Here is a 20,992-nt window from a genome sequence, read left to right as displayed (position 1 = left end):
TCAGAACTTCAGCAGGTTGGCGTCGTCGACCGAGGTCGACCGGCGGGCGCGGAAGATCGTCATGATGATGGCCAGGCCGACGACGACCTCGGCGGCGGCGACCACCATGGTGAAGAACGCGATCACCTGACCGTCGAGGTTGCCGTGCATCCGGGCGAAGGTCACGAACGCCAGATTCACCGCGTTGAGCATCAGCTCCACGCACATGAACACCACGATCGCGTTGCGGCGCAACAACACTCCCGCGGCGCCGATGGTGAACAGCAGCGCAGACAGGAACAGGTAGTTCTGGGGGTTCACCGCTTGCCTTCCTCGTCGGCCGTCGGATTGTCGTCGCGGACCGTGCCGACCGAGAGCACAGCGGCTTCGGTGTGGGCGCGGTTGCGGCGGTGACGCAGGATCGTGCTCACCGAGAGTTCGGCGAAGGAGCCGTCGGGAAGCTGGGCGGGGCTGTCGACGGCGTTGTGCCGTGCGTAGACACCCGGTGTCGGCAGCGGGGTGGCCCGTTCGCCGGCAGTGCGGAAGCGATCGCGCGACATTTCCCGCTGTCCGCGTTTCGGGGTGAACTGTTCGCGGTGGGCCAGCACCATCGCACCGATCGTGGCGGTGATCAGCAGTGCGCCGGTGAGTTCGAACGCCCACACATAGCGCAGGAAGATCAACTCGGCGAGTTCGGCGATCACGTCGCGGTCGCCGAAACCACGGCCGGGGAAGCTGGTTCCGCTGTCGCGCAGGGCCGCGCCGATGCCGCCGATGAACAGCAACCCGAATCCGAGTCCGACGACCGCGGCGGCGATGCGCTGACCGCGCAACGTCTCCCGCAGCGATTCCGCGGAGTCGACGCCGACGAGCATCAACACGAACAGGAACAGCATCATCACCGCGCCCGTGTACACCACGATCTGCACGACGCCGAGGAACAGCGCACCCTGCGCGATGTAGAACACGGCGAGCGCGATCATGGTGGCGGCCAGGCACATCGCCGAATGCACGGCCTTGGCCGCGGTCACCATGCCGAGGGCGCCGAGCACCGCGATCGGGGCGAGCACCCAGAACAGCACACCCTCACCGGTGGAGGTGCGGGCGACTTCGGCGGCCAGCACGTGTGCGGTGCTCATCGCAGTACCTCCTGCTCAGACGGTGCGGGACCGACCCGGCCGAGGTAGTAGTCGGCCGCGTCGGTGCCCGGTGCCATCGGGTGCGGCGCGGGGGTCATGCCCGGTTGCATGGGGGCCAGCAGCTGGTCCTTCTCGTAGATGAGGTCGGCGCGGTTGTCGTCGGTGAGTTCGTATTCGTTGGTCATCGTCAGCGCGCGCGTCGGGCAGGCCTCGATGCACAGGCCGCAGCCGATGCAGCGCAGGTAGTTGATCTGGTAGACGCGGCCGTACCGCTCACCCGGGGAGAAACGTTGCTCCTCGGTGTTGTCGGCGCCTTCGACGAAGATGGCGTCGGCTGGGCACGCCCACGCGCACAGTTCGCAGCCGATGCACTTCTCGAGTCCGTCGTCGTAGCGGTTGAGCTGGTGGCGGCCGTGATAGCGCGGCGCGGTCGGCACCTTCTGCTCGGGGTAGGACTCGGTATTGGGCTTCTTGAACATCGTGGCCGCGGTGACCGCGAACCCGGCGAGCGGGTCGAACAACCCGAACTCGGGCTGGTCGTTCGCGGAGCGTGTCGGCATCGGCGGCACCGGGAAACCCAGGAACACCGCCGAGGTCGAGGGCTCCTGCGGCGGCAATGGCGGTAGCCCCTTACTGCGGCCTGCGCGCAGGAACATCGCGATCATGGCCGCGGTGATCACCAGCCCCACGCCGACCAGGATGAAGTTCTGTCCGGGGATGCCCTCGAGATCGAGCACCCGTGCGGCGGCCACGACCATCAACCACACCAGCGAGGTCGGGATGAGCAGTTTCCAGCCGAGGTTCATGAACTGGTCGTAGCGCAGGCGGGGCAGCGTGCCGCGCAGCCAGACGAACACGAACAGGAACGTCCACACCTTGAGGGTGAACCACAGCAGCGGCCACCATCCGGAGTTCGCGCCCGCCCACAGGCTGATCGGGAACGGCGCCCGCCAGCCGCCGAGGAACAGCGTCGTCGCCAGGGCGGACACCGTGGCCATGTTCACGTATTCGGCGAGCATGAACATCGCGAACTTCAGCGACGAGTACTCGGTGTGGAAACCGCCGACCAGTTCACCTTCGGCTTCGGGCAGGTCGAAGGGCGCCCGGTTGGTCTCGCCGACCATCGACACGCAGTAGATGAGGAACGAGGGCAGCAGCAGGAACACATACCAGGTGCCCTCCTGTGCGCTCACGATCTCGGAGGTCGCCATGGTGCCCGACAGCAGGAACACCGTGGCGAAGGTCAGCGCCATCGCGATCTCGTAGGAGATGACCTGCGCGGTCGAGCGCAGGCCGCCGAGCAGCGGATAGGTCGAACCCGAGGACCAGCCGGCGAGCACGATGCCGTACACGCCGATGGAGGTGATGGCGAGGATGTAGAGCACCGCGACGGGCATGTCGGTGAGCTGCAACGCGGTGTGGGTGCCGAAGATCGAGACCTCCGGGCCCATCGGGATCACCGCGAAGGCCATGAACGCCGGGATCACCGAGATGATCGGGGCGAGCACGAAGATCGGCTTGTCCACGATCGCCGGGATGATGTCTTCCTTGAGCGCCATCTTCACGCCGTCGGCGATCGACTGGAGCATGCCGCCGGGGCCGATCCGGTTGGGCCCGATCCGCATCTGCATCCACGCGACGACTTTGCGTTCGGCGTAGACCGCGATCAACGGCACCAGCATCAGGTAGATGAACACGCCGAGTGCCTTGACGACCACCAGCCACAGCGGATCGGTGCCGAAGACAGGTCCGGCGTCGGCCGCGAGGAGTAGGACTCGATCACTCATGACGGTGTTCCTTCATCCTGTCGTCGGCGCGACGCAGGCGCACCACGGCGCCGGGTGTCACACCGAGTTCGGCGGCGACCGTCGAACCGGGTGAGTGCAGCGGCAGCCACACCACCCGGTCGGGCAGGTCCGTGATCATCAACGGCACCGAGATCTCGCCGCGGTCGGTGGAGACGATGACGTGATCGGCATCGTCGGCTTCGATCTCGGCGGCGGTCGCGGCCGAGAGCCGTGCGACCGGCGGGCGGGCGACACCGGCGAGATTGGGTTCACCGTCTTGCATGCGGCCGGCGTCGAGCAGCATCCGCCATCCGGCGAGCACCGCCGTTCCTGGCCCGGGCACGGGTCGGGTCTGGCTGGTCAGCTCCGGAGCGGGGATGGGCTCACCGTTCCAGGCGCCGAGCCCGTCGAGTTCAGTGCGGGCGGCGGCGGGGTCGGGCAGGTTGATCGGGACGCCCATCTGCGCGGCCAGCGAGTTGAGCACCCGCAGGTCCGACAGGGGAGCGGCGACGCGGCGGGTGGTGTCGAGCGAGGCCGCGGCGAAGGGGCGCGGGCGGCCTTCCCAGGTGCGGAAGGTGCCGGACTTCTCCATCGCGGTCGCCACCGGGAACACGACGTCGGCGCGTTCGGTGACGGCGCTGTGCCGCATTTCGAGGCTGACGACGAACCGGGCCGCGTCGATCGCGGCCAGGGCGGCGGCCGGGTCGGGCAGGTCGGCCGGGTCGACGCCGCCGATGACCAGCGCACCCAGCTGGGCGGCGCCGGCCAGGATCGCGTTGGCGTCGCGGCCGACGGTGACGGGGAGTTCACCGGCCTGCCACCGATGCCGGACCTGTTGACGCGCCGAAGGATCCACGACGGGCCTGCCGCCGGGCAACAGGCTGGGCAGGGCACCGGCTTCCAGCGCGCCGCGTTCGCCCGCACGACGGGGCACCCACGCCAGTGCCGCGCCGGTGGCATCGGCCAGGCGGGTCACCGCCGACAGCGCGCCGGGGCTGCCCGCGAGCCGCTCGCCCGCCATGATGACCGCGCCGGGCGTGTTCAGCATCGTCATGAGTTCGGCGGCGTCGGTGGACGTTTCGGCCATGATCGAGGTGATCACGTCGGCTTCCCCGCATGGCGGGGTTTGGATGAGCGCGCCCGACATACGTTCGAGGCCGCGGGAGGCGAACGGTGCCAGCGACACCACCCGTTGCCCGCGGGTCCGTGCGGCCTTGCGCAGCCGCAGGTAGACGATGGGCGATTCCTCTTCCGGTTCGAAGCCGACCAGCAGCACGATGGGGGCTCGGTCGAGCGCGGCGAAGTCGACCCGCACACCACGTCCGGCGATGCGGGCGGCAAGGAATCGTTCTTCCTCCTCCGAATGCACCCGGCTGCGGAAATCGATGTCGTTGGTCGCGAGGACCATGCGCGCGAACTTGCTGTACGCGTACGCTTCTTCCTCGGTGACGCGGCCGCCGACGAGCACTCCGGCATTGCCGATCGCCGCGCTCAGGCCCGCTCCGGCGGCGGCGAGAGCTTCGGGCCAGGAGGCCGCGGCGAGGACGCCGTCCCAGCCGCGCACCATCGGCGTGGTGAGGCGGTCGCGCTCGGTGGCGTAGGCGAAGGCCCAGCGTCCCTTGTCGCAGTTCCATTCTTCGTTGACCTGCGGGTCGTCACCGGCCAAGCGGCGCAACACTTTTCCGCGGCGGTGATCGGTGCGTTGTGCGCATCCGGAGGCGCAGTGCTCGCACACGCTCGGGGTGGAGACCAGGTCGAACGGGCGGGCCCGGAAACGGTAGGAGGTACCGGTGAGAGCGCCTACGGGACAGATCTGGACGGTGTTGCCGGAGAAGTAGGAGTCGAGGGGTTCGGCTCGAGCGATGCCGACCTGTTGCAGCGCACCACGATCCATCAGTTCGATGAACGGGTCGCCGGCGACCTGCTGGGAGAACCGGGTACAGCGTGCGCACAGCACGCACCGCTCCCGATCGAGCAGCACCGCCGTGGACAGCGGGATCGGCTTCGGATACGTCCGCTTCTCGCCGTCGAATCGGGACTCGGCGCTGCCGGTGGACATCGCCTGGTTCTGTAGCGGGCACTCGCCGCCCTTGTCGCACACCGGGCAGTCCAGCGGATGGTTGATGAGCAGCAGCTCCATCACCCCGCGCTGGGCTTTTTCGGCGACCGGGGAGCTGACCTGGGTGCGCACGATCATGCCGTCGGTGACCGGGATCGTGCAGGAGGCCACCGGCTTTCGCTGCCCTTCGACCTCGACGAGGCACTGACGGCACGCGCCGACCGGGTCGAGCAGGGGGTGATCGCAGAAGCGAGGGATCTGCACGCCGATCAGTTCGGCGGCACGGATCAGCAAGGTGCCCACGGGAACTTCGATCGTGGTGTCGTCGATGGTGACGCTCACCATGTCGGCGGGCACCACATCGCTGCTGTTGCCTGGCGCGATGGCTGTCATCGGTCCTCTTTCGCTGGTGCCCACACGGTCGAGGCGGCCGGGTCGAACGGGCAGCCGCCGAGTCGCTGATGCGCGAGGTATTCGTCGCGGAAGTACTTCAGCGAGGAGAAGATCGGGCTGGCCGCGCCGTCACCGAGCGCGCAGAACGATTTGCCGTTGATGTTGTCGGCGATGTCGGCGAGCTTGTCCAGGTCGGCTTCGGTTCCGTCGCCGGCTTCGAGTCGGCGCAGCAACTGCACCAGCCAGTAGGTGCCTTCGCGGCACGGTGTGCATTTGCCGCAGGATTCGTGGGCGTAGAACTCGGTCCAGCGCAGGACCGCGCGCACCACGCAGGTGGTGTCGTCGAAGATCTGTAAGGCCTTGGTGCCCAGCATGGATCCGGCGGCGGCGACACCTTCGTAGTCGAGGGCGACGTCGAGGTGTTCGTCGGTGAACATCGGGGTCGAGGAACCGCCGGGGGTCCAGAACTTGAGGGTGTGCCCGGTTCGCACACCGCCCGCGTAGTCGAGCAGCTCGCGCAAGGTGATGCCCAGTGGGGCCTCGTACTGGCCGGGTCGGGCCACATGCCCCGACAGGGAGTACAGGGTGAAGCCGGGTGACTTCTCGGTGCCCATCGAGCGGAACCACTCGGTGCCGTTGCGCAGGATCGCGGGCACGCTGGCAATGGATTCCACATTGTTCACGACCGTCGGGCACGCGTACAGGCCCGCGACGGCGGGGAACGGTGGGCGCAGACGGGGCTGTCCGCGCCTGCCTTCGAGGGAATCGAGCAGTGCGGTTTCCTCGCCGCAGATGTAGGCGCCCGCGCCGGCGTGCACGATCAGGTCCAGGTCGAATCCCGAGCCCAGGATGTCGTGGCCGAGCAGGCCGGCCGCGTAGGCCTCGGCGACGGCGGCTTGCAGTCGGCGCAGTACCGGCACCACTTCGCCGCGCACGTAGATGAACGCGGTCGCGGCCCGGATCGCGTAGGCGGCGATCACGATGCCTTCGATGAGGGTGTGCGGGGTGGCCAGCATCAACGGGATGTCTTTGCAGGTGCCGGGTTCGGACTCGTCGGCGTTGACGACGAGGTAGTGCGGTTTCGTGGTGCCGTCGGGGCCGGGACCCTGCGGGATGAACGACCACTTCATCCCGGTGGGAAAGCCCGCGCCACCACGACCGCGCAGACCCGCGTCCTTGACGGTGTGGATCACCTCGTCGGGCGTCTTGCGCAATGCGGCGCGGAGGCCGTCGTAGCCACCGGTCGCGCGATAGCTTTCCAGGGTCCAGGACCGCGGGGTGGCCCAGTGTTCGCTGAGTACCGGGGTGAGGGTCATCATCGCGAACCCCCTGCCGAGTCCTCTTCTGCGGCAGCGATGTCGAGCCCTGCCAAGGTAGGGGCGCCCGGTGTTCCTTCGAGCGCGCCGGGACGCTCGTCGGGGAATCCGGCGAGGATGCGGGCGGTCTCGCGGAACGTGCACAGTGGTGCGCCACGGGTGGGGCGGACCTGGTGGCCCGCTCGGAGGGCGTCGGTGATCGCGACTGCCGATTCGGGAGTCTGGTTGTCGAAGAATTCCCAGTTCACCATCATGACCGGGGCGTAGTCGCAGGCGGCGTTGCATTCGATGTGTTCGAGGGTGATGGCCCCGTCGGGTGTGGTTTCGCCGTGCTCGACGGCCAGATGTTGTTGCAGTGCTTCGTAGATGGCGTCGCCGCCGAGGATCGCGCAGAGGGTGTTGGTGCAGACCCCGACGTGGTAGTCGCCGGTGGGGGTGCGCCGGTACATCGAGTAGAACGTGGCGACCGCGGTCACCTCGGCGCCGGTGAGGTTCAGGTGATCGGCGCAGAAGTCGATGCCGGTGCCCGTCACGTACCCCTCTTCTGCCTGCACCAGGTGCAGCAGGGGGAGCAGGGCCGAGCGGGGGTGCGGGTAGCGGGTGATGATCTCTTTGGCGTCCAGTTCGAGACGTTCGCGCACATGCGGCGGATACGGTTCGGGACGAGTGCTCAGGCTCAGGAGAATCGGTGTGCTGGTGGGGTTGTCGATTGTCATCTGTCCACTCCGCCCATGACCGGGTCGATGCTGGCGACCGAGGCGATCACGTCGGCGACCATGCCGCCCTCGCACATCGCGGCCACCGCTTGCAGGTTGGTGAACGAGGGGTCGCGGTAGTGCACCCGGTAGGGCTGGGTGCTGCCGTCGCTGACCATGTGCACACCCAGTTCCCCGCGGGGGGATTCCACTGCCGAATACACCTGTCCCGCAGGCACTCTGATGCCCTCGGTGACGAGCTTGAAGTGGTGGATCAGCGATTCCATGGAGGTGCCCATGATCTTGCCGATGTGCTTGGGTGAGTTGCCCAGACCGTCGGGGCCCAGTTCCAGGTCGGCGGGCCAGGCGATCTTCTTGTCGTCGATCATCACCGGTCCCGGGCGCAGTTTGTCCAGGCACTGTTCGACGATCTTGATCGACTCGGTCATCTCGGCGATCCGGATGATGTAGCGGCCGTAGCAGTCACAGCCGGTGGTCGTCGGGATGTCGAATTCGTAGTTCTCGTACCCGCAGTACGGATCTGATTTGCGCAGATCGTGCGGCAGGCCCGTGGCGCGAAGGACCGGCCCGCTGATGCCGAGGGCCATGCAGCCGGTGAGATCGAGGTAGCCGATGTCCTGGGTGCGCTTCTTCCAGATCGGGTTCGCGCTGAGCAGGTGCTCCATGTCGCGCAGGCGTCCGGGCAGCAGGTCGAGCAGTTCCCTGACCTTGGTGACGCCGTCGGCGGGCAGATCCTGCGCCAAGCCGCCGGGACGGATGTAGGCATGGTTCATCCGCAAGCCGGTGATGTTCTCGAAGACGTCGAGGATGAGTTCGCGTTCACGGAAACCGAACAGCATCGGGGTGAGCGCGCCCAGTTCCATGCCGCCGGTCGCGAGGGCGACCAGATGCGAGGAGATGCGGTTGAGCTCCATCAGCAGCACGCGCACCACGGTGGCGCGTTCGGGGATCTGGTCGGTGATGTCGAGGAGTTTCTCCACGCCGAGGCAGTAGGCGGTTTCGTTGAAGAACGGGGACAGGTAGTCCATGCGGGTGACGAAGGTGACGCCCTGGGTCCAGTTGCGGAATTCCAGGTTCTTCTCGATGCCGGTGTGCAGGTAGCCGATGCCGCAGCGGGCCTCGGTGACGGTTTCGCCTTCGATTTCGAGGATCAGGCGCAGCACCCCGTGCGTGGACGGATGCTGCGGGCCCATGTTCACCACGATGCGTTCTTCGGCGCCGCCGTCGATCACTTCGCTGACCTGGTCCCAGTCCTGGCCTGCGACGGTCACTACCGGTGGTTCGTCGCGGCGGAAGTCGGTGTCGGTCATCAGCTGTAGGTCCTCCGCTCGTCGGGCGGTGGTATGCGCGCGCCCTTGTACTCCACCGGGATCCCGCCGAGCGGGTAGTCCTTGCGCTGCGGATGCCCGCGCCAGTCGTCGGGCATGGTGATGCGGGTCAGGGAGGGGTGACCGTCGAAGAGGATGCCGAAGAAGTCGTAGGTTTCGCGTTCGTGCCAGTCGGTCGTCGGATAGACCGAGAACAGCGACGGAATGTGCGGATCGGCATCGGGCGCGGACACTTCCAGCCGCACACGGCGTCCGTGTGTGATCGATTTCAGGTGATAGACCGCGTGCAGTTCGCGGCCGTCGTCGTCGGGGTAGTGCACGCCGTTGACACCCAGGCACAGTTCGAATCGCAGTGTGCTGTCATCGCGCAACGCGCTCGCGACCGCGACGAGGTGTTCGCGCTTCACGTGCAGGGTGAGTTCGTCGCGGAAGACCACGATCCTCTCGATCACGGTATCGAAGGCGATGACCCGGCCCACGAGTGCGGCGCGCAAGGTGCCGACGAAGGCGTCGAACCAGCTGCCGTACGGGGGAGGTGTGCCCGCGGGCAGGGCGACGGGGGTGACCAGGCCGCCGTAGCCGGAGGTGTCACCGGTGCCGCTGACGCCGAACATGCCGCGCCGGGTGCCGATCACCTCGTCCTGTGGCGGTTTGGGTTGCGCCTGCGCGGGCGATTCCTCCGGAACCGGTTGTCCCGCAGGGTTGTCGGTGTTGTCGAGCGAGTCGAATGTCATCGCAGCAGGCCCTCCATCCGGATGGTCGGCGTGCTGGCCAGTGCGGCCTGCTCGGCGGCGCGGATCGCTTCCTCGCGATTGACGCCCATCGGCATCTCGGCGATTTTCGCGTGCAGCGCCAGAATCGCGTTGAGCAGCATCTCCGGGCGGGGCGGGCAGCCGGGCAGGTAGATGTCCACCGGGACGATGTGGTCGACGCCCTGCACGATGGCGTAGTTGTTGAACATGCCCCCCGAGGACGCGCAGACCCCCATGGCCAGCACCCATTTCGGTTCGGTCATCTGGTCGTAGACCTGGCGCAGCACCGGCGCCATCTTCTGGCTCACCCGGCCCGCCACGATCATCAGGTCGGCCTGGCGTGGGGAGGCGCGGAACGCTTCCATGCCGAAGCGGGCGATGTCGAATCGTCCGGCGCCGGTGGCCATCATCTCGATCGCGCAGCACGCCAACCCGAACGTGGCGGGCCAGACGGAGCCCTTACGCAGGTAGCCGGCGAAATCCTCGACCGTGCTCAGCAGGAACCCGCTGGGCAGTTTCTCTTCGAGACCCATTATTTCCCACTCATTCCCAGCTGAGGCCGCCGCGACGCCACTCGTAGGCGTAGGCGACAGACACGTTGACGATGAACAGCGCCATCGCGGCGAGACCGAACAGCCCGAGCGTGTCGAAATGCACGGCCCACGGGTACAGGAACACGATCTCGATGTCGAAGATGATGAACAGCATCGCCGTGAGGTAGTACTTCACCGGAAAGCGCTGTCCCGCTGCGTTTCCCGGACCGCCGGCGATGGCGTGCGGGGTCGGCTCGATGCCGCATTCATAGGGTTCGAGTTTGGCCCGGTTGTAGCGTTTCGGGCCGATCAGCGACGCCATGATGACGGAGAACACCGCGAACGCCGCGGCGATGGCGCCGAGTACGAGTGCGGGCACCTCGATGTTCACGACTGCACTTCCCCTCCTCGCTGGAGCAGGCCGAGCCGTGTGGCCCGGCCGCGGACGGCAGCTTTCGGCGAGACGGGGCCGACAACGTTGTCCGCCGAACCGGGGCTCGCGCAAGGCTGTGCAGCGATGGCGGAGCGTTATACAAGAGCCCGTGCTCGTGTGAGCTAGAGCACAGACTACCGCCGTTTCGGGGGTCCGCCGCACGTTTCCGGGGTGGGGTTTGATCGATATCGGTACCGCGATTCATGAGCGATACGGGGGTAATCGGCTCCGGGCATGCGGCAGCGAACCACTGGCGTTACCAGTGGTGATAGATAGAAAGGTGCGAAGCGGACTATCCGACAGTTCGGGACGATGCCCGGATGGTCCTGTTCAGCGGGCGAGCAGGATGCCCGCGACCGCGTTGGTGAGCTGCATGGCGTCGATCGGGTGGGAGACGGCGGCCTCGGCGCGCGACCAGTTGGCCAACCAGGCGTCATCGGGTCGGCCGGTGAGCACGACCACCGGCGGGCACTGATCGATCTCGTCTTTGAGCTGTTTGGCGATACCGAGTCCACCCGTCGGGGCGGATTCACCGTCGAGGATCGCCAGATCGATCCCACCGGCATCCATCTGCTCGATGACCACCGGCGCGGTAGCGACCTCGAAGAATTCGAGCTCCGGTAGGTCGGCGCGCGGCTTACGGCCCAGCGCGAGGATCACCTGTTGGCGGGTATCGGCATCGTTGCTGTAGACCAGCACACGCAGAGGGGTGGAACCATGGGATTCGGCCACGCTCGGATCGTACGTCCGAGGGTGGCGCCACCGTGGCAGGTTCGCCGGATCGACCAGTCGCGCAGTGGTATCGATGACAGCGGGCCCGGCGCTCACGACCGCGGAGGTAGATCGAACTCGCCGCGGATGCCGGTGAACAGGCTCTCGACGTCTGGGCCGAAGGTGATCGCGGCTTCGGTGATCGCGGAGAGCGCGCCCTGCAACGGATCGGTATGCCGCGCATGGAAAACCGTGTTGAGGGCGAAGTGGGGGCGACTGATGTTGCCGCGGTCGTACGGGTTCGGCGTCGGCCTGGGGGCTTGCGCCACTTCCCGCACGACGCTGCTCTGGAAGCTCGCCTCGTCGGGTCCGTACTGGTCTTTGTCCAGTCGCGCGAACGCGGCGTCGATGTCGTGGAAGGGTTCGGGCAGCGGTGCGCCGGATGCGAGCGCGTCCAACACGGGGCGCACCCAGACGCGATCGCTGAGACCGGCGAGGTCGTAGGCGCGCTGTGCGCAGTACTCGGCCAGTCGACGCAATCGCGTGGCGCTCATGGCTGCTATCGACTCGGCCAACGCACGGTCGTAGCCCGCGAGTTCGCGTCCGTGATAGCTGCCGGCGAAGGCTGGTATCGGGTCGCCGCCCCATTCCTCGCGGTCTCTGGCCTGGGCCTGTGTGCGGAGCTCTCGCTGCCGGTCCGATTCGGGCTCGGGCAGATTCGGGGCAGGCTCGGTCGGTGGTGCGGCGCTGTTGGCGGGAATGCCGTAGCCGGGCATGTCCCACTGTCGGGCCGTTCGAGGAGCGGTGCCGTCGTCGGGCCAGAGCCGGATTCGCCAGTGGTCGCCGGGGGTGGTGTCGCCAGGCCAGCCGTAGTTCGCGAAACCCGTTCCGGCGATCTCGGCAAGGTAGTCGCCGGGCGGCACGGGTGCGTCGGCCCAGCCGTCGACGGGTGAACTGATGGTCAGCCCGTGCTCGCCGATGTGTAGCCGGGCTTCGCTGACCTGCTGCCACTCGCCCTCGTCGGCCGGTCGCCGATCCCACACCTGTATGTGCATCGGCATGTCGAAGTTGTTCTGGTGCGGGCTGAGCACCACCACGGTGTGTCCGTCGCCTGCCGAGGGCCTGTCTGCATGCGCGGCGTCGAGCAGCGCGAGCTCTACGTCCTCCTCACCCTCCCCTCCGTGCAGGATGAACTGGCCGTAATCGAGCGTCAGTTCCAGTCGATGCTCGGCGAGGAGGTGGGAGGGTTCGGTCACGCGTGAGATCGTGGCACAGCCCACCGACAGCGATCGATGGGTGTTCGTGTGGGGGCGGAGGTTTCGGGATCAGTGACGCACTGCGTCGTCCAACTCGGCGAGGAGCCGGGCCTTGGAGCGGGCGCCGACGAGGGTGCGCAGGAGTTGGCCATCGCGGAAGAGCAGCAGCGTCGGAGCGGCCATGACCTGGTAGGTGCGGGCCGTGAGTGGGTTCTCATCGGCATTGAGCGTGCGAACGGCGAGTGTGGCCGCACGTTCGCGGGCAACGTCGGCCAGCACGGGGGCGATCATTTTGCACGAAGGGCACCACGTGGCCCAGACGTCCACGAGAACGAGGCCGGGGTGGGCGAGCACGTCGTGGTCGAATGTCTCATCGGTCACCGCGACGGTGCCGGCGATCGCAGAACTCAGGGTCATCGGGATTCCTCTTGTTCGGTGGGGATGTCGTGTGTTCGCTCGGCCTGCTGGGTCGCCGCATCGGAGGGCTGCAGAACGGAGACGGCCGTCGGCCACGGAAGCCGTCGGGTGGTGCTGTGGCGGTGTGCGGCCTCGCGGAGGCGATCGGTGAGGGCGTCTCTGCGGGCGGTGAGGGCGTCGATTTCCGCGGTCAGTGCGTCGATGGTCCGCTGGTATTCGGCCAGGGAGGCGGGACAGTCGTCGACGTGTTCGCTGCCGGTTGCCAGGCAGTCCAGAAATGGGCGAGTCTCCTCTACCGGGATGCCCAGACGGTTCAGGGATCGGATTTCGCGCACCAGGCGGACGGTGTGGTCGTCGTATTCGCGGAAGCCGTTGGGGTGCCGTTCGGGTGCGACCAGCCCGAGTGCCTCGTACCGCCTGATGGCCTTGGGGCTGAGCTGAGCCAGCCGCGCGAGCTCTCCGATCCTCATGCAGCGAATGTAAACGCTGCCCCCAGGGGCAAGGTCAAGTGAGAGTTCACATTGCCTATCGGCGGTCGGTGAGCCATTCTGAAAAGGGCAAGGGACGCACCGGATTTCGCAGGGGGTCGTGACCGAATGCCGAATGGACCGAAAACGCTGACGCGGTACACGATCGAGGAAGAGCATCGGCATCCCGGTTCGTCGGGGGAATTCTCCGCGCTGGTGAATGTGGTGGCAACGGCGGCGAAGATCATTGCCAATCAGGTGACTCGCGGGGCGATCATCGGGTCGGGGGTCGAGGACGAGACGTCGGTGAGTGGGCGGCTCGATGTGTTGACCGATGAGATCATGGTGGGGCAGACGCAGTGGTCGGGGCATCTGTCCGGGTTGTTGTCCGAGCAGCATGCGACGGTGCTGCCCGCGACGCAGCGCCGGGGGAAGTACCTGCTGGCGTACGACGCGTTGGACGGGTCGAGCAATATCGACGTGAATCTGCCTGTCGGTTCGATTTTCAGCATTCTGCGGGCGCCGGAAGCGGTGGTCGCCGGCGACGCCGAACCTGCCGACACCGACTTCCTGCAGCCAGGAGTGGAGCAGGTCTGTGCGGGGTTCACCCTGTACGGGCCCGCCACGATGTTGGTCCTCACCACGGGCAGTGGCGTCGACGGGTTCACCCTCGATCGGGAGATCGGTGCGTTCGTGCTGACTCATCCGCAGATGCGAATCCCGGAGGACACGTCGGGTTTCGCGATCAATGCCGCGAACGAGCGGTTCTGGGAGCGGCCCGTGCGCCGGTATGTGCTCGAGTGCCTGGAGGGAGTCGAAGGGCCACGCGGGCGCGATTTCAATATGCGGTGGGTGGCGTCACTGGTGGCCGATACCTTCCACATCCTGACCAGGGGCGGGCTGTATCTGTACCCGCGCGATACGCGCAATCCCGCACAGCCGGGCCGAGTCTCGCTGCTGTACGGGGCGAACCCGATCGCGTTCATCGTCGAGCAGGCGGGCGGAGCGGCCACCACCGGGCACGAGCGCATGATGGAGGTTCCCCCGGCCCAGGTGCATCAGCGGGTGCCGTTCATCTTCGGTTCCCGCAACGAGGTGCTGCGCATCGAGCGGTATCACCGGGAACCGGACGCGGGCAAGCGGTTCGACAGTTCACTGTTCGGAACGCGGTCCTTGTTCCGGCCCGCCAAACACGATCAGCGCACGTAGATGCGCGATCGGCACAGTGCTTCGCGGGCGATCAGGCCGGGTCCTGGTCGCGTTCTTGCTGTTGCCTGCGGGCCTCGCGACGTTGCTGTTCGGCACGCTCGCGCAAGCCGCGCAGGAAGGCCTCGTCGTCGTCGGGATTCGACGCGACCCGGCGACCGGGGCGATCGTATTCACCGAACCGGGTATTCGAGACAGGTCCTGACTCGCCGACCGGCCTGCCCGCGAACAGCCACAGCAGCGCACCGATCGTCGGGATCAGCACGACGACGATGATCCACCCCATCTTCGGTAGGTGCCGGATGCCCGCGTCGGGGCTGGTGATGATGTCGACCAGGCAATACACCCACAGGGCGAGAGTCAGAAAGCCGATGACGGCGTAAGGCATTCGGCGATTATTCCACGCCCACTCGCACGGTGGATCCGTAGTGGTCGGTGACCACCGACGTCAGTCGGGCAGGAGCGGGACCGAGAGGCCTTCGCCGCTGCGCAGGAGTGCGGCGCGGGTGACGGCGGTGGAACCGAAGCGGCGCCGCAGGTCGTCGAGAGTGGCGTCGAGGGTGTTCTCGGCGCGCGCGTCCAGCGGCAGGGTGAGTTGCATGGTGTCGGCGTCGTCGAGGTTGGTCAGCGAGAGGCCGATCAGGGTGATGCCGCGTTCGATGATCAGCGGTTGAGCGGCGTGCAGCAGCAGGCGGGCGGCGTGGCGGATCGCGGTGGAGGCATCGGTGGCTTCGACGAGAGTGTGCGATCGGGTGGCGCGGGTGAAATCGTCGAAACGTAAGCGCAGCACCACCGTTCGACAGGCGCGGTCGGCGGCGCGCAGGCGGCGGCCGAGGCGGTCGGTGAGGCCGTCGAGGTAGGCGGCGATCTCGTCGGGGTTACGTGGGCGGCGGCCGAGGGCGCGTTGGGCGCCGATCGAGCGCCGTCGTTTGCCGGTTTCCACGCGGCGTGGATCGCGAGCCAAGGACAGGGCGAACAGGTGACGGGCCGCGGCGGGGCCGAGGATGGCGCGCAGGTGGGGTTCGCCGAGTTCGGCGAGCTGGCCGATGCGGGTGATGCCGTTGGCGTGCAATGTCGCCGAGGTGACTTTGCCGACGCCCCATAATCGCTCCACCGGCAGTGGATGCAGGAAGTCGAGCTCCTTGCCGGGTTCGACAAGGCGTAACCCGTCGGGTTTGGCGACGGCGGAGGCGACCTTGGCGAGGAATTTGTTGCATGCGATGCCCACGGAGATGGGCAGGCCCACCCGGCCGGCCACCTGCGCGCGCAGCCGGTGCCCGATGTCGATCGGTTCGCCGCTGATCCGGCGTAACCCGCTGACGTCGAGGAACGCCTCATCGATCGAGATCCCCTCCACCACCGGGGTGGTGTCGTGGAATACCGCGAACACCGCTTTGCTTGCCTCGGCATAGGCCGACATCCGTGGCGGCACCACGATCGCGTGCGGACACAGGCGCAGCGCCTGGCCCGCGTTCATCGGCGTGCGGATCCCGAACGCCTTGGCCTCGTAGCTGGCCGCCAACACCACCCCGCCACCCACGATGACCGGTTTGCCACGCAGCCACGGCTGGTCACGCTGCTCGACCGAGGCGTAGAACGAGTCGAGGTCGGCGTGCAGGATCGAGGCCTCGGCGCGGGACTGGATACGCGGGCGACGCGGGGCGGCGGAATCGGACACGAACATATGTTCGCATCGGGGTCCGACGAGTTCGGCCTTTCAGGGTGTGGAGATAGTCCTGGCCTGCAGGTTTTCGGCGAACTCGCGCGCGGCGGTGAGGTCGGTGGCGTCGGGGTGGCCTTTGCGGATACCGCCCACCAGGCGCAGCGGCAGCCAGGTGTCGAAGCCCCGGCAGTCGAAGGCGTCGACCACGTCGAAGCCCTTCTTCTCGATGTCGCGGGTCAAGGTGGTCACGTAGCGGCGAAACGGCGGTTCCGGGAATCCACTGGTGCGGAACACGAACGCTTTGCCCTGGTGTCCGGCCGGCAGGGAGGCGATGAACCGGCGCAGTTCCGGATGGAAAGCCATGTTGTAGATGCCCGAGCCGAAGCCGACGAGGTCGTAGTCGGCGAGCCCGGCCGGATCGATGTCGGCGGGGGCGACGACCCGTCCGCCGAGCACCTGGCCGATGGTTTCGGCGACGCGCTGGGTGTTGCCGTGCGACACCGACTTGCACACGAGGATGACCTTCATGGGGATGGTCCTTTCGTTCCGCTGCGTTGCTGGACACCCTCGGAGACACCGCTCAGGTTCCCAGCGTGACACCCAAGTGCTATGCCCTCCGTCACAGCGTGCGTTCGGCGGCGATGTCGAGAATGCGCACGACATCGATGGACTGCAGTTTGTCGGGGTTGCGGACCGCGTAGAGCCCGGTGACGAGGTCGTCGGTCAGCTCGACCACCAGCACGGTATCCAGATCGCCGTTCTTCGATCGGGCGATCACCGTGGGCTGCGCGTTGAAACTGCCGAATTCGACTGTCGCGCCCGCCATCGAGTTCTGGGTCAGCCCGATCAGGAACCGCGCCACGGGCTCGGCGCCGATGATCGGGCGGCGCGCGGCACTCACACGGCCACCGCCGTCGGAGATCTGGAGGACGTCGGGCGCGAGTACCGCCATGAGGGCGCTGACGTCGCCGGTGTTGGCGGCCAGCAGGAAGCGGCCGATCACCGCGCGGCTGGTGTCGGAGTCCGGTTGGAAGCGCCGTCGCCGCGACGCGACATGCGCGCGGGCCCGGTGGGCGATCTGCCGCACGGCGGTGTCGGATTTGTCGATCATCCGCGCGATCTCGCGATGGCTGTGTCCGAACACCTCCGACAGCACGAACACCGCGCGCTCGGTGGGACCGAGAGTTTCCAGCACGAGCAGCATCGCCATCGACACCGATTCGGCCAGCAACACATCCTGCCCCGCGTCGGGCGCGGTACGGATCGGTTCGGGCAGCCAGGTGCCGACGTAATCCTCGCGGCGCCGCCGGACCGTGCGGAGATGATTGATCGCCTGACGGGTGACGATCTGCACCAGATACGCGCGCGGATGCGTCACCTCCGTCGCGTCGCGCCAGCGAAGGTAGCTGTCCTGCAACACGTCCTCGGCATCGGCGGCACAGCCCAGGATTTCGTAGGCGATCGTGAACAGCAGTGGCCGGAATGTGGCGAATGTGTCGGACTCGGTCATCGGGCCACCCCTGCGCGCCTCATACACCGATGATTCCGGGCGACAGCGAGTCAGCGCAACCACGCTGTCGCGCAGACGATCCCCGTCGATGCTGTGGACGACACCTCACAATGCTGCGGTGCTGTCGCGCTGACCGAACCAGACAGGCAGGTGGTCGAGGAGATCCTGCTGCTCTCGACCGACCCATGCCACATGCCCGTCAGGGCGAAGCAGTACCGCGGGGGCGTCGAGTTCGTCGCTGACATCGACGATGTGGTCGACCCGGTCCGCCCATCCCCGCACGCAGAGGTGGCCGGTCTGGTCGAGCAGCAGTCCACGGCCCGCGTGCATGTGCGCGTAGAGGCGACCGCGTTTCAAGGCGATATCGCGCAATCGCCGACCGAGCAGTGGGTCGCCCTCGCCGAAGTCGTAACGGATCGCGATGGCGATGATCTTCTCGGTGAGACAGCGGCTCACCTCGTCGAATTCCATCAGCTGAGATACCAGCCTGCGTACTGCCTGTGGTCCCGCGTCCAGCGACATCAGCTCCATCTGGGCGCGGGTGTTGTCGAGCACGTCGGCGGCCACGGGGTGGCGTTCGGTCTGGTAGGTGTCGAGCAAGCCCGGCGGCGCCCAGCCGTTGATCTCGGCGGCCAGTTTCCAGCCGAGGTTGAACGCGTCCTGCACGCCCAGGTTCAGGCCCTGTCCGCCGGTGGGCGGGTGGATATGGGCGGCGTCGCCTGCCAGCAACACGCGGCCGACGCGGTAGTGCACGGCTTGGCGGGTGCCGTCGCCGAAACGCGACAGCCACCGCGGCGAGTGCGCGCCGAAGTCGGTGCCCGCGGTGGCGATGAGCTGTTGTTTCATTTCTTCGAGGGTGGGCGCGACAGCCCGGTCCTCGGCGACTCCGGCCGCGGGGGCGAGGACGCGGTAGACCCCGTCTGCCAGGGGCATCGCGCCGAATCGCAGCTGGGTCTTGCGGACTTCGGTCATCACCTCGGTGATCGTTTCCGGTGACGCGGTCAATGCCATTTCGCCGAGCAGGGTCTCGACCCGGCTCGGCTCACCGGGGAACGCGACACCGAGCAGCCTGCGCACGGTGCTGCGGCCACCGTCGCAGCCGACGAGATAGCGCGCACGCAACCGGGTGCCGTCGGCCAGTTCGACGGTGACCGCGTCGTCGCGCTGGCTCACGCCGACCACTTCGGTGCCGCGCCGGATCTCGGCACCGAGTTCGATGGCGTGCTCGCTCAGCAGCTGATCGGTGCGGGGTTGCGGGATGGCCAGGACATAGGGGTGGGCGGTGTCGAGTCGCTCGGGCGCCGGTGTGGGGATGCCGGCGAAGAACCCGCCGAGCGGATGCCGGCGTCCGAGCGCGAGGAACCGGTCGAGCAGGCCGCGCTGATCCATGATCTCGATACTGCGCGCATGCAGGCCGAGCGAGCGGACGATGTTCGTCGGCTCCGCGTCCTTCTCCAGCACGACCACCCGCACCGCGTGCAGCCTCAATTCGGCGGCCAGCATCATGCCGGTCGGTCCACCGCCGACCACGATCACGTCGATCATCGACTACTCCCCTTCGACAAGATTCCCGCAGGTTGCGGGCTCGCCGAGAGATTGTGCGGCATCACCGGGGTCTTGCCGCAAGCCCCGGGGTGCGCTATATGTTAGAGGTGGCAAGGAGTGGTTTTCCCTCCTTGCCTTTGCCATGCTCGCGACTCTCACCGAGGCGGTGCCGGTACTGTGAAGCGGTTCGGGCAAGGTGAAGGAGTCGGTCGGCGGTGCGTGGTTTCGGGGATCTCGAGGCAGTGCTGATGGATCGGCTGTGGGACCGCGATGTGGACACGACCACGGTGCGCGAACTGTTCGACGAGTTGGCGACCGAGCGCGACATCGCCTACACCACCGTGATGTCGACGATGGACAATCTGCACCGCAAAGGCTGGCTGGCCCGCGAGCGTGAGGGCCGCGCGTACCGGTATTGGCCGACGGTGACCCGCGAGGAACACAGCGCCCGGCTCATGCACGAGGCGCTCGGTGTGGGCGGGCGATCCGACCTCGTCCTCAACTATTTCGTCGACCGGATCAGCGACGACGAATTCGCGGGATTGCGAGCCGCGTTGCGCCGTGTCGCCACCCGGCGGACCGAGGCGAGTTAGCCCGATCGTGTCGGAGTGATCTGATCTGATGGGACACCGATGGGATCGGTCACGGGGACGGGACGCATGCTGAGTGTCGGATGGGATCAGGTGTTCGCCTGGCGGCTGGGCCGCCAGTTCGTCGCGGCACCGACCGCGGGTTCTGCCGAGGATGTCGCGACCCGGTTGGCCGGGGTGCAGGCGCAGGTGGCGTCGGCGGCGGAGATGGCTGTGGCGGTGCGCAGTCCCGATTCCCACGGCCTCGGTGTCGGTGAGGCGTTGGCCGCGGGCACGTTGATCAAGACTTGGGCGATGCGCGGCACGCTGCACGCGATGGTGCCCGAGCAGGCCGCGGCTGCGCTGTCGCTGATCGGATCGGCGCGGACGTGGGAGAAACCGTCGTGGCAGAAGACGTTCGGCGCGACCCCGGCGCAGGTGGCCGGTCTGGTGGAGGTGGTGTCGGGAGTCCTGGCCGGTCAGGTCCTGACCCGGGACGAACTGGTCGAGGCGGTCCTCGCCGAACCCGGCTTCGCCCACCTCGGTGAGCAGTTGCGCTCCGGCTGGGGTGCGGTGCTCAAGCCGTTGGCCTGGCAGGGCGCGCTGTGCCACGGTCCCGCGCGCGGGAGCAAGGTCACCTTCACCGCGCCGGGCGACCTGACTCCCGGGTGGAAGGGCATCCCGGAACCCGAAATCGCCGCACCGGCGCTGATCCGCGCTTATCTCGGCGCGTACGGTCCCGCGACCCCGGCGGTCTTCGACGCGTGGCTCAGTCGCAACAGCGTGCGCACAACCGTGCTGCGCGGGTGGTTCGCGGCGATGGGTGACGCGCTGACCGAGGTCGACGTCGAAGGACGGATCGGCTGGATTCCGAGCGAGTTCGCCGACGATCTCGCCGCGGCGACTCTCGACGGCGGTGTCCATCTGCTCGGTCCGTTCGACCAGTACGTACTGGGACCCGGTACCGCCGACACCGTGCTGCTGCCCGCCGAGCACCGGTCGAAGGTGAGCAGGACGGCGGGCTGGATCTCGCCGCTGGTGCTGGTCGACGGTCGCATCATGGGCACGTGGGAACAGGTCGACGACACGGTCGTCGTGTCGACGTTCGACGCGCGCGAGCTCCCCGAGCGCGCCCTGACCGCAGCGGTGAACCGGCTGGCAGCGGCTACCGGCACACCAGGGCTGGGCGTCCGCGCGAGCTGAGATTTCGGAT

At 67.4% G+C, this 20,992-nt stretch carries 22 protein-coding genes; 3 read left to right on the top strand and 19 right to left on the bottom strand.

Translation table 11 applies throughout. The features are described from left to right. The 14 genes from nuoK to ACFVVI_RS10445 all read right to left on the bottom strand — a co-directional run bounded on the left by nuoK (position 1) and on the right by ACFVVI_RS10445 (position 13,289). Positions 1-300 carry an NADH-quinone oxidoreductase subunit NuoK gene (gene nuoK / locus ACFVVI_RS10510; RefSeq protein WP_378991725.1) on the bottom strand — a complete coding sequence of 100 codons (300 nt, stop codon included), beginning with the start codon at positions 298-300 and terminating at the stop codon, positions 1-3. Next, positions 297-1,118, bottom strand: a complete 822-nt coding sequence (locus ACFVVI_RS10505) for an NADH-quinone oxidoreductase subunit J (protein ID WP_387445026.1) — start codon at positions 1,116-1,118, stop codon at positions 297-299. The genes nuoK and ACFVVI_RS10505 overlap by 4 nt, the downstream gene beginning before the upstream one ends. Then, entirely contained in the window at positions 1,115-2,905 is a 1,791-nt protein-coding gene (gene nuoH / locus ACFVVI_RS10500; RefSeq protein WP_387445025.1) for an NADH-quinone oxidoreductase subunit NuoH, read from the bottom strand. The genes ACFVVI_RS10505 and nuoH overlap by 4 nt, the downstream gene beginning before the upstream one ends. Next, complete coding sequence (locus tag ACFVVI_RS10495) at positions 2,898-5,357, bottom strand: NADH-quinone oxidoreductase subunit G (RefSeq protein ID WP_387445024.1); 2,460 nt, start codon at positions 5,355-5,357, stop codon at positions 2,898-2,900. Before ACFVVI_RS10495 ends, nuoH begins: the two co-directional genes overlap by 8 nt. After that, on the bottom strand, positions 5,354-6,673 hold the full coding sequence (gene nuoF, locus ACFVVI_RS10490; RefSeq protein ID WP_387445375.1) for an NADH-quinone oxidoreductase subunit NuoF: 1,320 nt from the start codon (positions 6,671-6,673) through the stop codon (positions 5,354-5,356). Before nuoF ends, ACFVVI_RS10495 begins: the two co-directional genes overlap by 4 nt. Next, the gene (nuoE, locus tag ACFVVI_RS10485; protein ID WP_387445023.1) at positions 6,673-7,389 is read right to left on the bottom strand and encodes an NADH-quinone oxidoreductase subunit NuoE; all 717 of its coding nucleotides are present in this window, start codon (positions 7,387-7,389) and stop codon (positions 6,673-6,675) included. The genes nuoF and nuoE overlap by 1 nt, the downstream gene beginning before the upstream one ends. Next, positions 7,386-8,699, bottom strand: coding sequence for an NADH dehydrogenase (quinone) subunit D (gene nuoD / locus ACFVVI_RS10480; protein WP_387445021.1), 1,314 nt, complete (start codon positions 8,697-8,699; stop codon positions 7,386-7,388). Before nuoD ends, nuoE begins: the two co-directional genes overlap by 4 nt. Further along, complete coding sequence (locus ACFVVI_RS10475) at positions 8,699-9,451, bottom strand: NADH-quinone oxidoreductase subunit C (protein WP_387445019.1); 753 nt, start codon at positions 9,449-9,451, stop codon at positions 8,699-8,701. The genes nuoD and ACFVVI_RS10475 overlap by 1 nt, the downstream gene beginning before the upstream one ends. Then, positions 9,448-10,002 (bottom strand): NADH-quinone oxidoreductase subunit B family protein, encoded by a 555-nt coding sequence (locus tag ACFVVI_RS10470; protein ID WP_019047013.1) that lies wholly within the window; start codon positions 10,000-10,002, stop codon positions 9,448-9,450. Before ACFVVI_RS10470 ends, ACFVVI_RS10475 begins: the two co-directional genes overlap by 4 nt. A gap of 10 nt (positions 10,003-10,012) precedes the next feature. Then, positions 10,013-10,393: an NADH-quinone oxidoreductase subunit A gene (locus ACFVVI_RS10465; RefSeq protein ID WP_056819816.1), complete on the bottom strand. Its 381-nt coding sequence runs from the start codon at positions 10,391-10,393 to the stop codon at positions 10,013-10,015. 372 nt (positions 10,394-10,765) lie between these two features. Then, on the bottom strand, positions 10,766-11,167 hold the full coding sequence (locus ACFVVI_RS10460; RefSeq protein ID WP_378991733.1) for a hypothetical protein: 402 nt from the start codon (positions 11,165-11,167) through the stop codon (positions 10,766-10,768). A 92-nt stretch (positions 11,168-11,259) separates the two neighbouring features. Next, positions 11,260-12,402: a hypothetical protein gene (locus tag ACFVVI_RS10455; protein ID WP_387445017.1), complete on the bottom strand. Its 1,143-nt coding sequence runs from the start codon at positions 12,400-12,402 to the stop codon at positions 11,260-11,262. 69 nt (positions 12,403-12,471) lie between these two features. Beyond that, a complete protein-coding gene (locus ACFVVI_RS10450; RefSeq protein WP_379315365.1) occupies positions 12,472-12,819 on the bottom strand; it encodes a thioredoxin family protein in 348 nt (115 codons plus the stop codon). Further along, positions 12,816-13,289 (bottom strand): MerR family transcriptional regulator, encoded by a 474-nt coding sequence (locus tag ACFVVI_RS10445; RefSeq protein WP_378991738.1) that lies wholly within the window; start codon positions 13,287-13,289, stop codon positions 12,816-12,818. Before ACFVVI_RS10445 ends, ACFVVI_RS10450 begins: the two co-directional genes overlap by 4 nt. 126 nt (positions 13,290-13,415) lie before the next feature. Here ACFVVI_RS10445 and ACFVVI_RS10440 point away from each other — a divergent pair, with 126 nt between their 5' ends. Next, complete coding sequence (locus tag ACFVVI_RS10440; RefSeq protein ID WP_378991739.1) at positions 13,416-14,495, top strand: class 1 fructose-bisphosphatase; 1,080 nt, start codon at positions 13,416-13,418, stop codon at positions 14,493-14,495. Between the two features lie 31 nt (positions 14,496-14,526). Here ACFVVI_RS10440 and ACFVVI_RS10435 read toward each other — a convergent pair whose 3' ends face one another. From ACFVVI_RS10435 to rox, 5 genes are all read right to left on the bottom strand, one after another. Next, positions 14,527-14,880 carry a PLD nuclease N-terminal domain-containing protein gene (locus tag ACFVVI_RS10435; RefSeq protein WP_378652648.1) on the bottom strand — a complete coding sequence of 118 codons (354 nt, stop codon included), beginning with the start codon at positions 14,878-14,880 and terminating at the stop codon, positions 14,527-14,529. A 60-nt stretch (positions 14,881-14,940) separates the two neighbouring features. After that, positions 14,941-16,176 (bottom strand): DNA polymerase IV, encoded by a 1,236-nt coding sequence (gene dinB, locus ACFVVI_RS10430; RefSeq protein WP_387445016.1) that lies wholly within the window; start codon positions 16,174-16,176, stop codon positions 14,941-14,943. A 33-nt stretch (positions 16,177-16,209) separates the two neighbouring features. Beyond that, positions 16,210-16,683, bottom strand: coding sequence for a flavodoxin family protein (locus tag ACFVVI_RS10425; protein ID WP_387445015.1), 474 nt, complete (start codon positions 16,681-16,683; stop codon positions 16,210-16,212). A 91-nt stretch (positions 16,684-16,774) separates the two neighbouring features. Continuing rightward, positions 16,775-17,665, bottom strand: coding sequence for an RNA polymerase sigma-70 factor (locus tag ACFVVI_RS10420; protein ID WP_387445013.1), 891 nt, complete (start codon positions 17,663-17,665; stop codon positions 16,775-16,777). Positions 17,666-17,770: 105 nt separating this feature from the next. Then, positions 17,771-19,210 (bottom strand): rifampin monooxygenase, encoded by a 1,440-nt coding sequence (gene rox, locus ACFVVI_RS10415; protein ID WP_387445012.1) that lies wholly within the window; start codon positions 19,208-19,210, stop codon positions 17,771-17,773. Between the two features lie 215 nt (positions 19,211-19,425). Here rox and ACFVVI_RS10410 point away from each other — a divergent pair, with 215 nt between their 5' ends. Next, entirely contained in the window at positions 19,426-19,803 is a 378-nt protein-coding gene (locus tag ACFVVI_RS10410) for a BlaI/MecI/CopY family transcriptional regulator (RefSeq protein WP_378991750.1), read from the top strand. 66 nt (positions 19,804-19,869) lie between these two features. Beyond that, positions 19,870-20,982, top strand: a complete 1,113-nt coding sequence (locus ACFVVI_RS10405; RefSeq protein WP_387445011.1) for a winged helix DNA-binding domain-containing protein — start codon at positions 19,870-19,872, stop codon at positions 20,980-20,982. Positions 20,983-20,992: the final 10 nt, after the last annotated feature.

It is taken from the genome of Nocardia sp. NPDC058114, assembly GCF_042884695.1.
Lineage (GTDB): Bacteria > Actinomycetota > Actinomycetes > Mycobacteriales > Mycobacteriaceae > Nocardia.
Note: the sequence above shows the minus strand (reverse complement) of the source record. Positions and strands in the feature narration are given on the sequence as shown.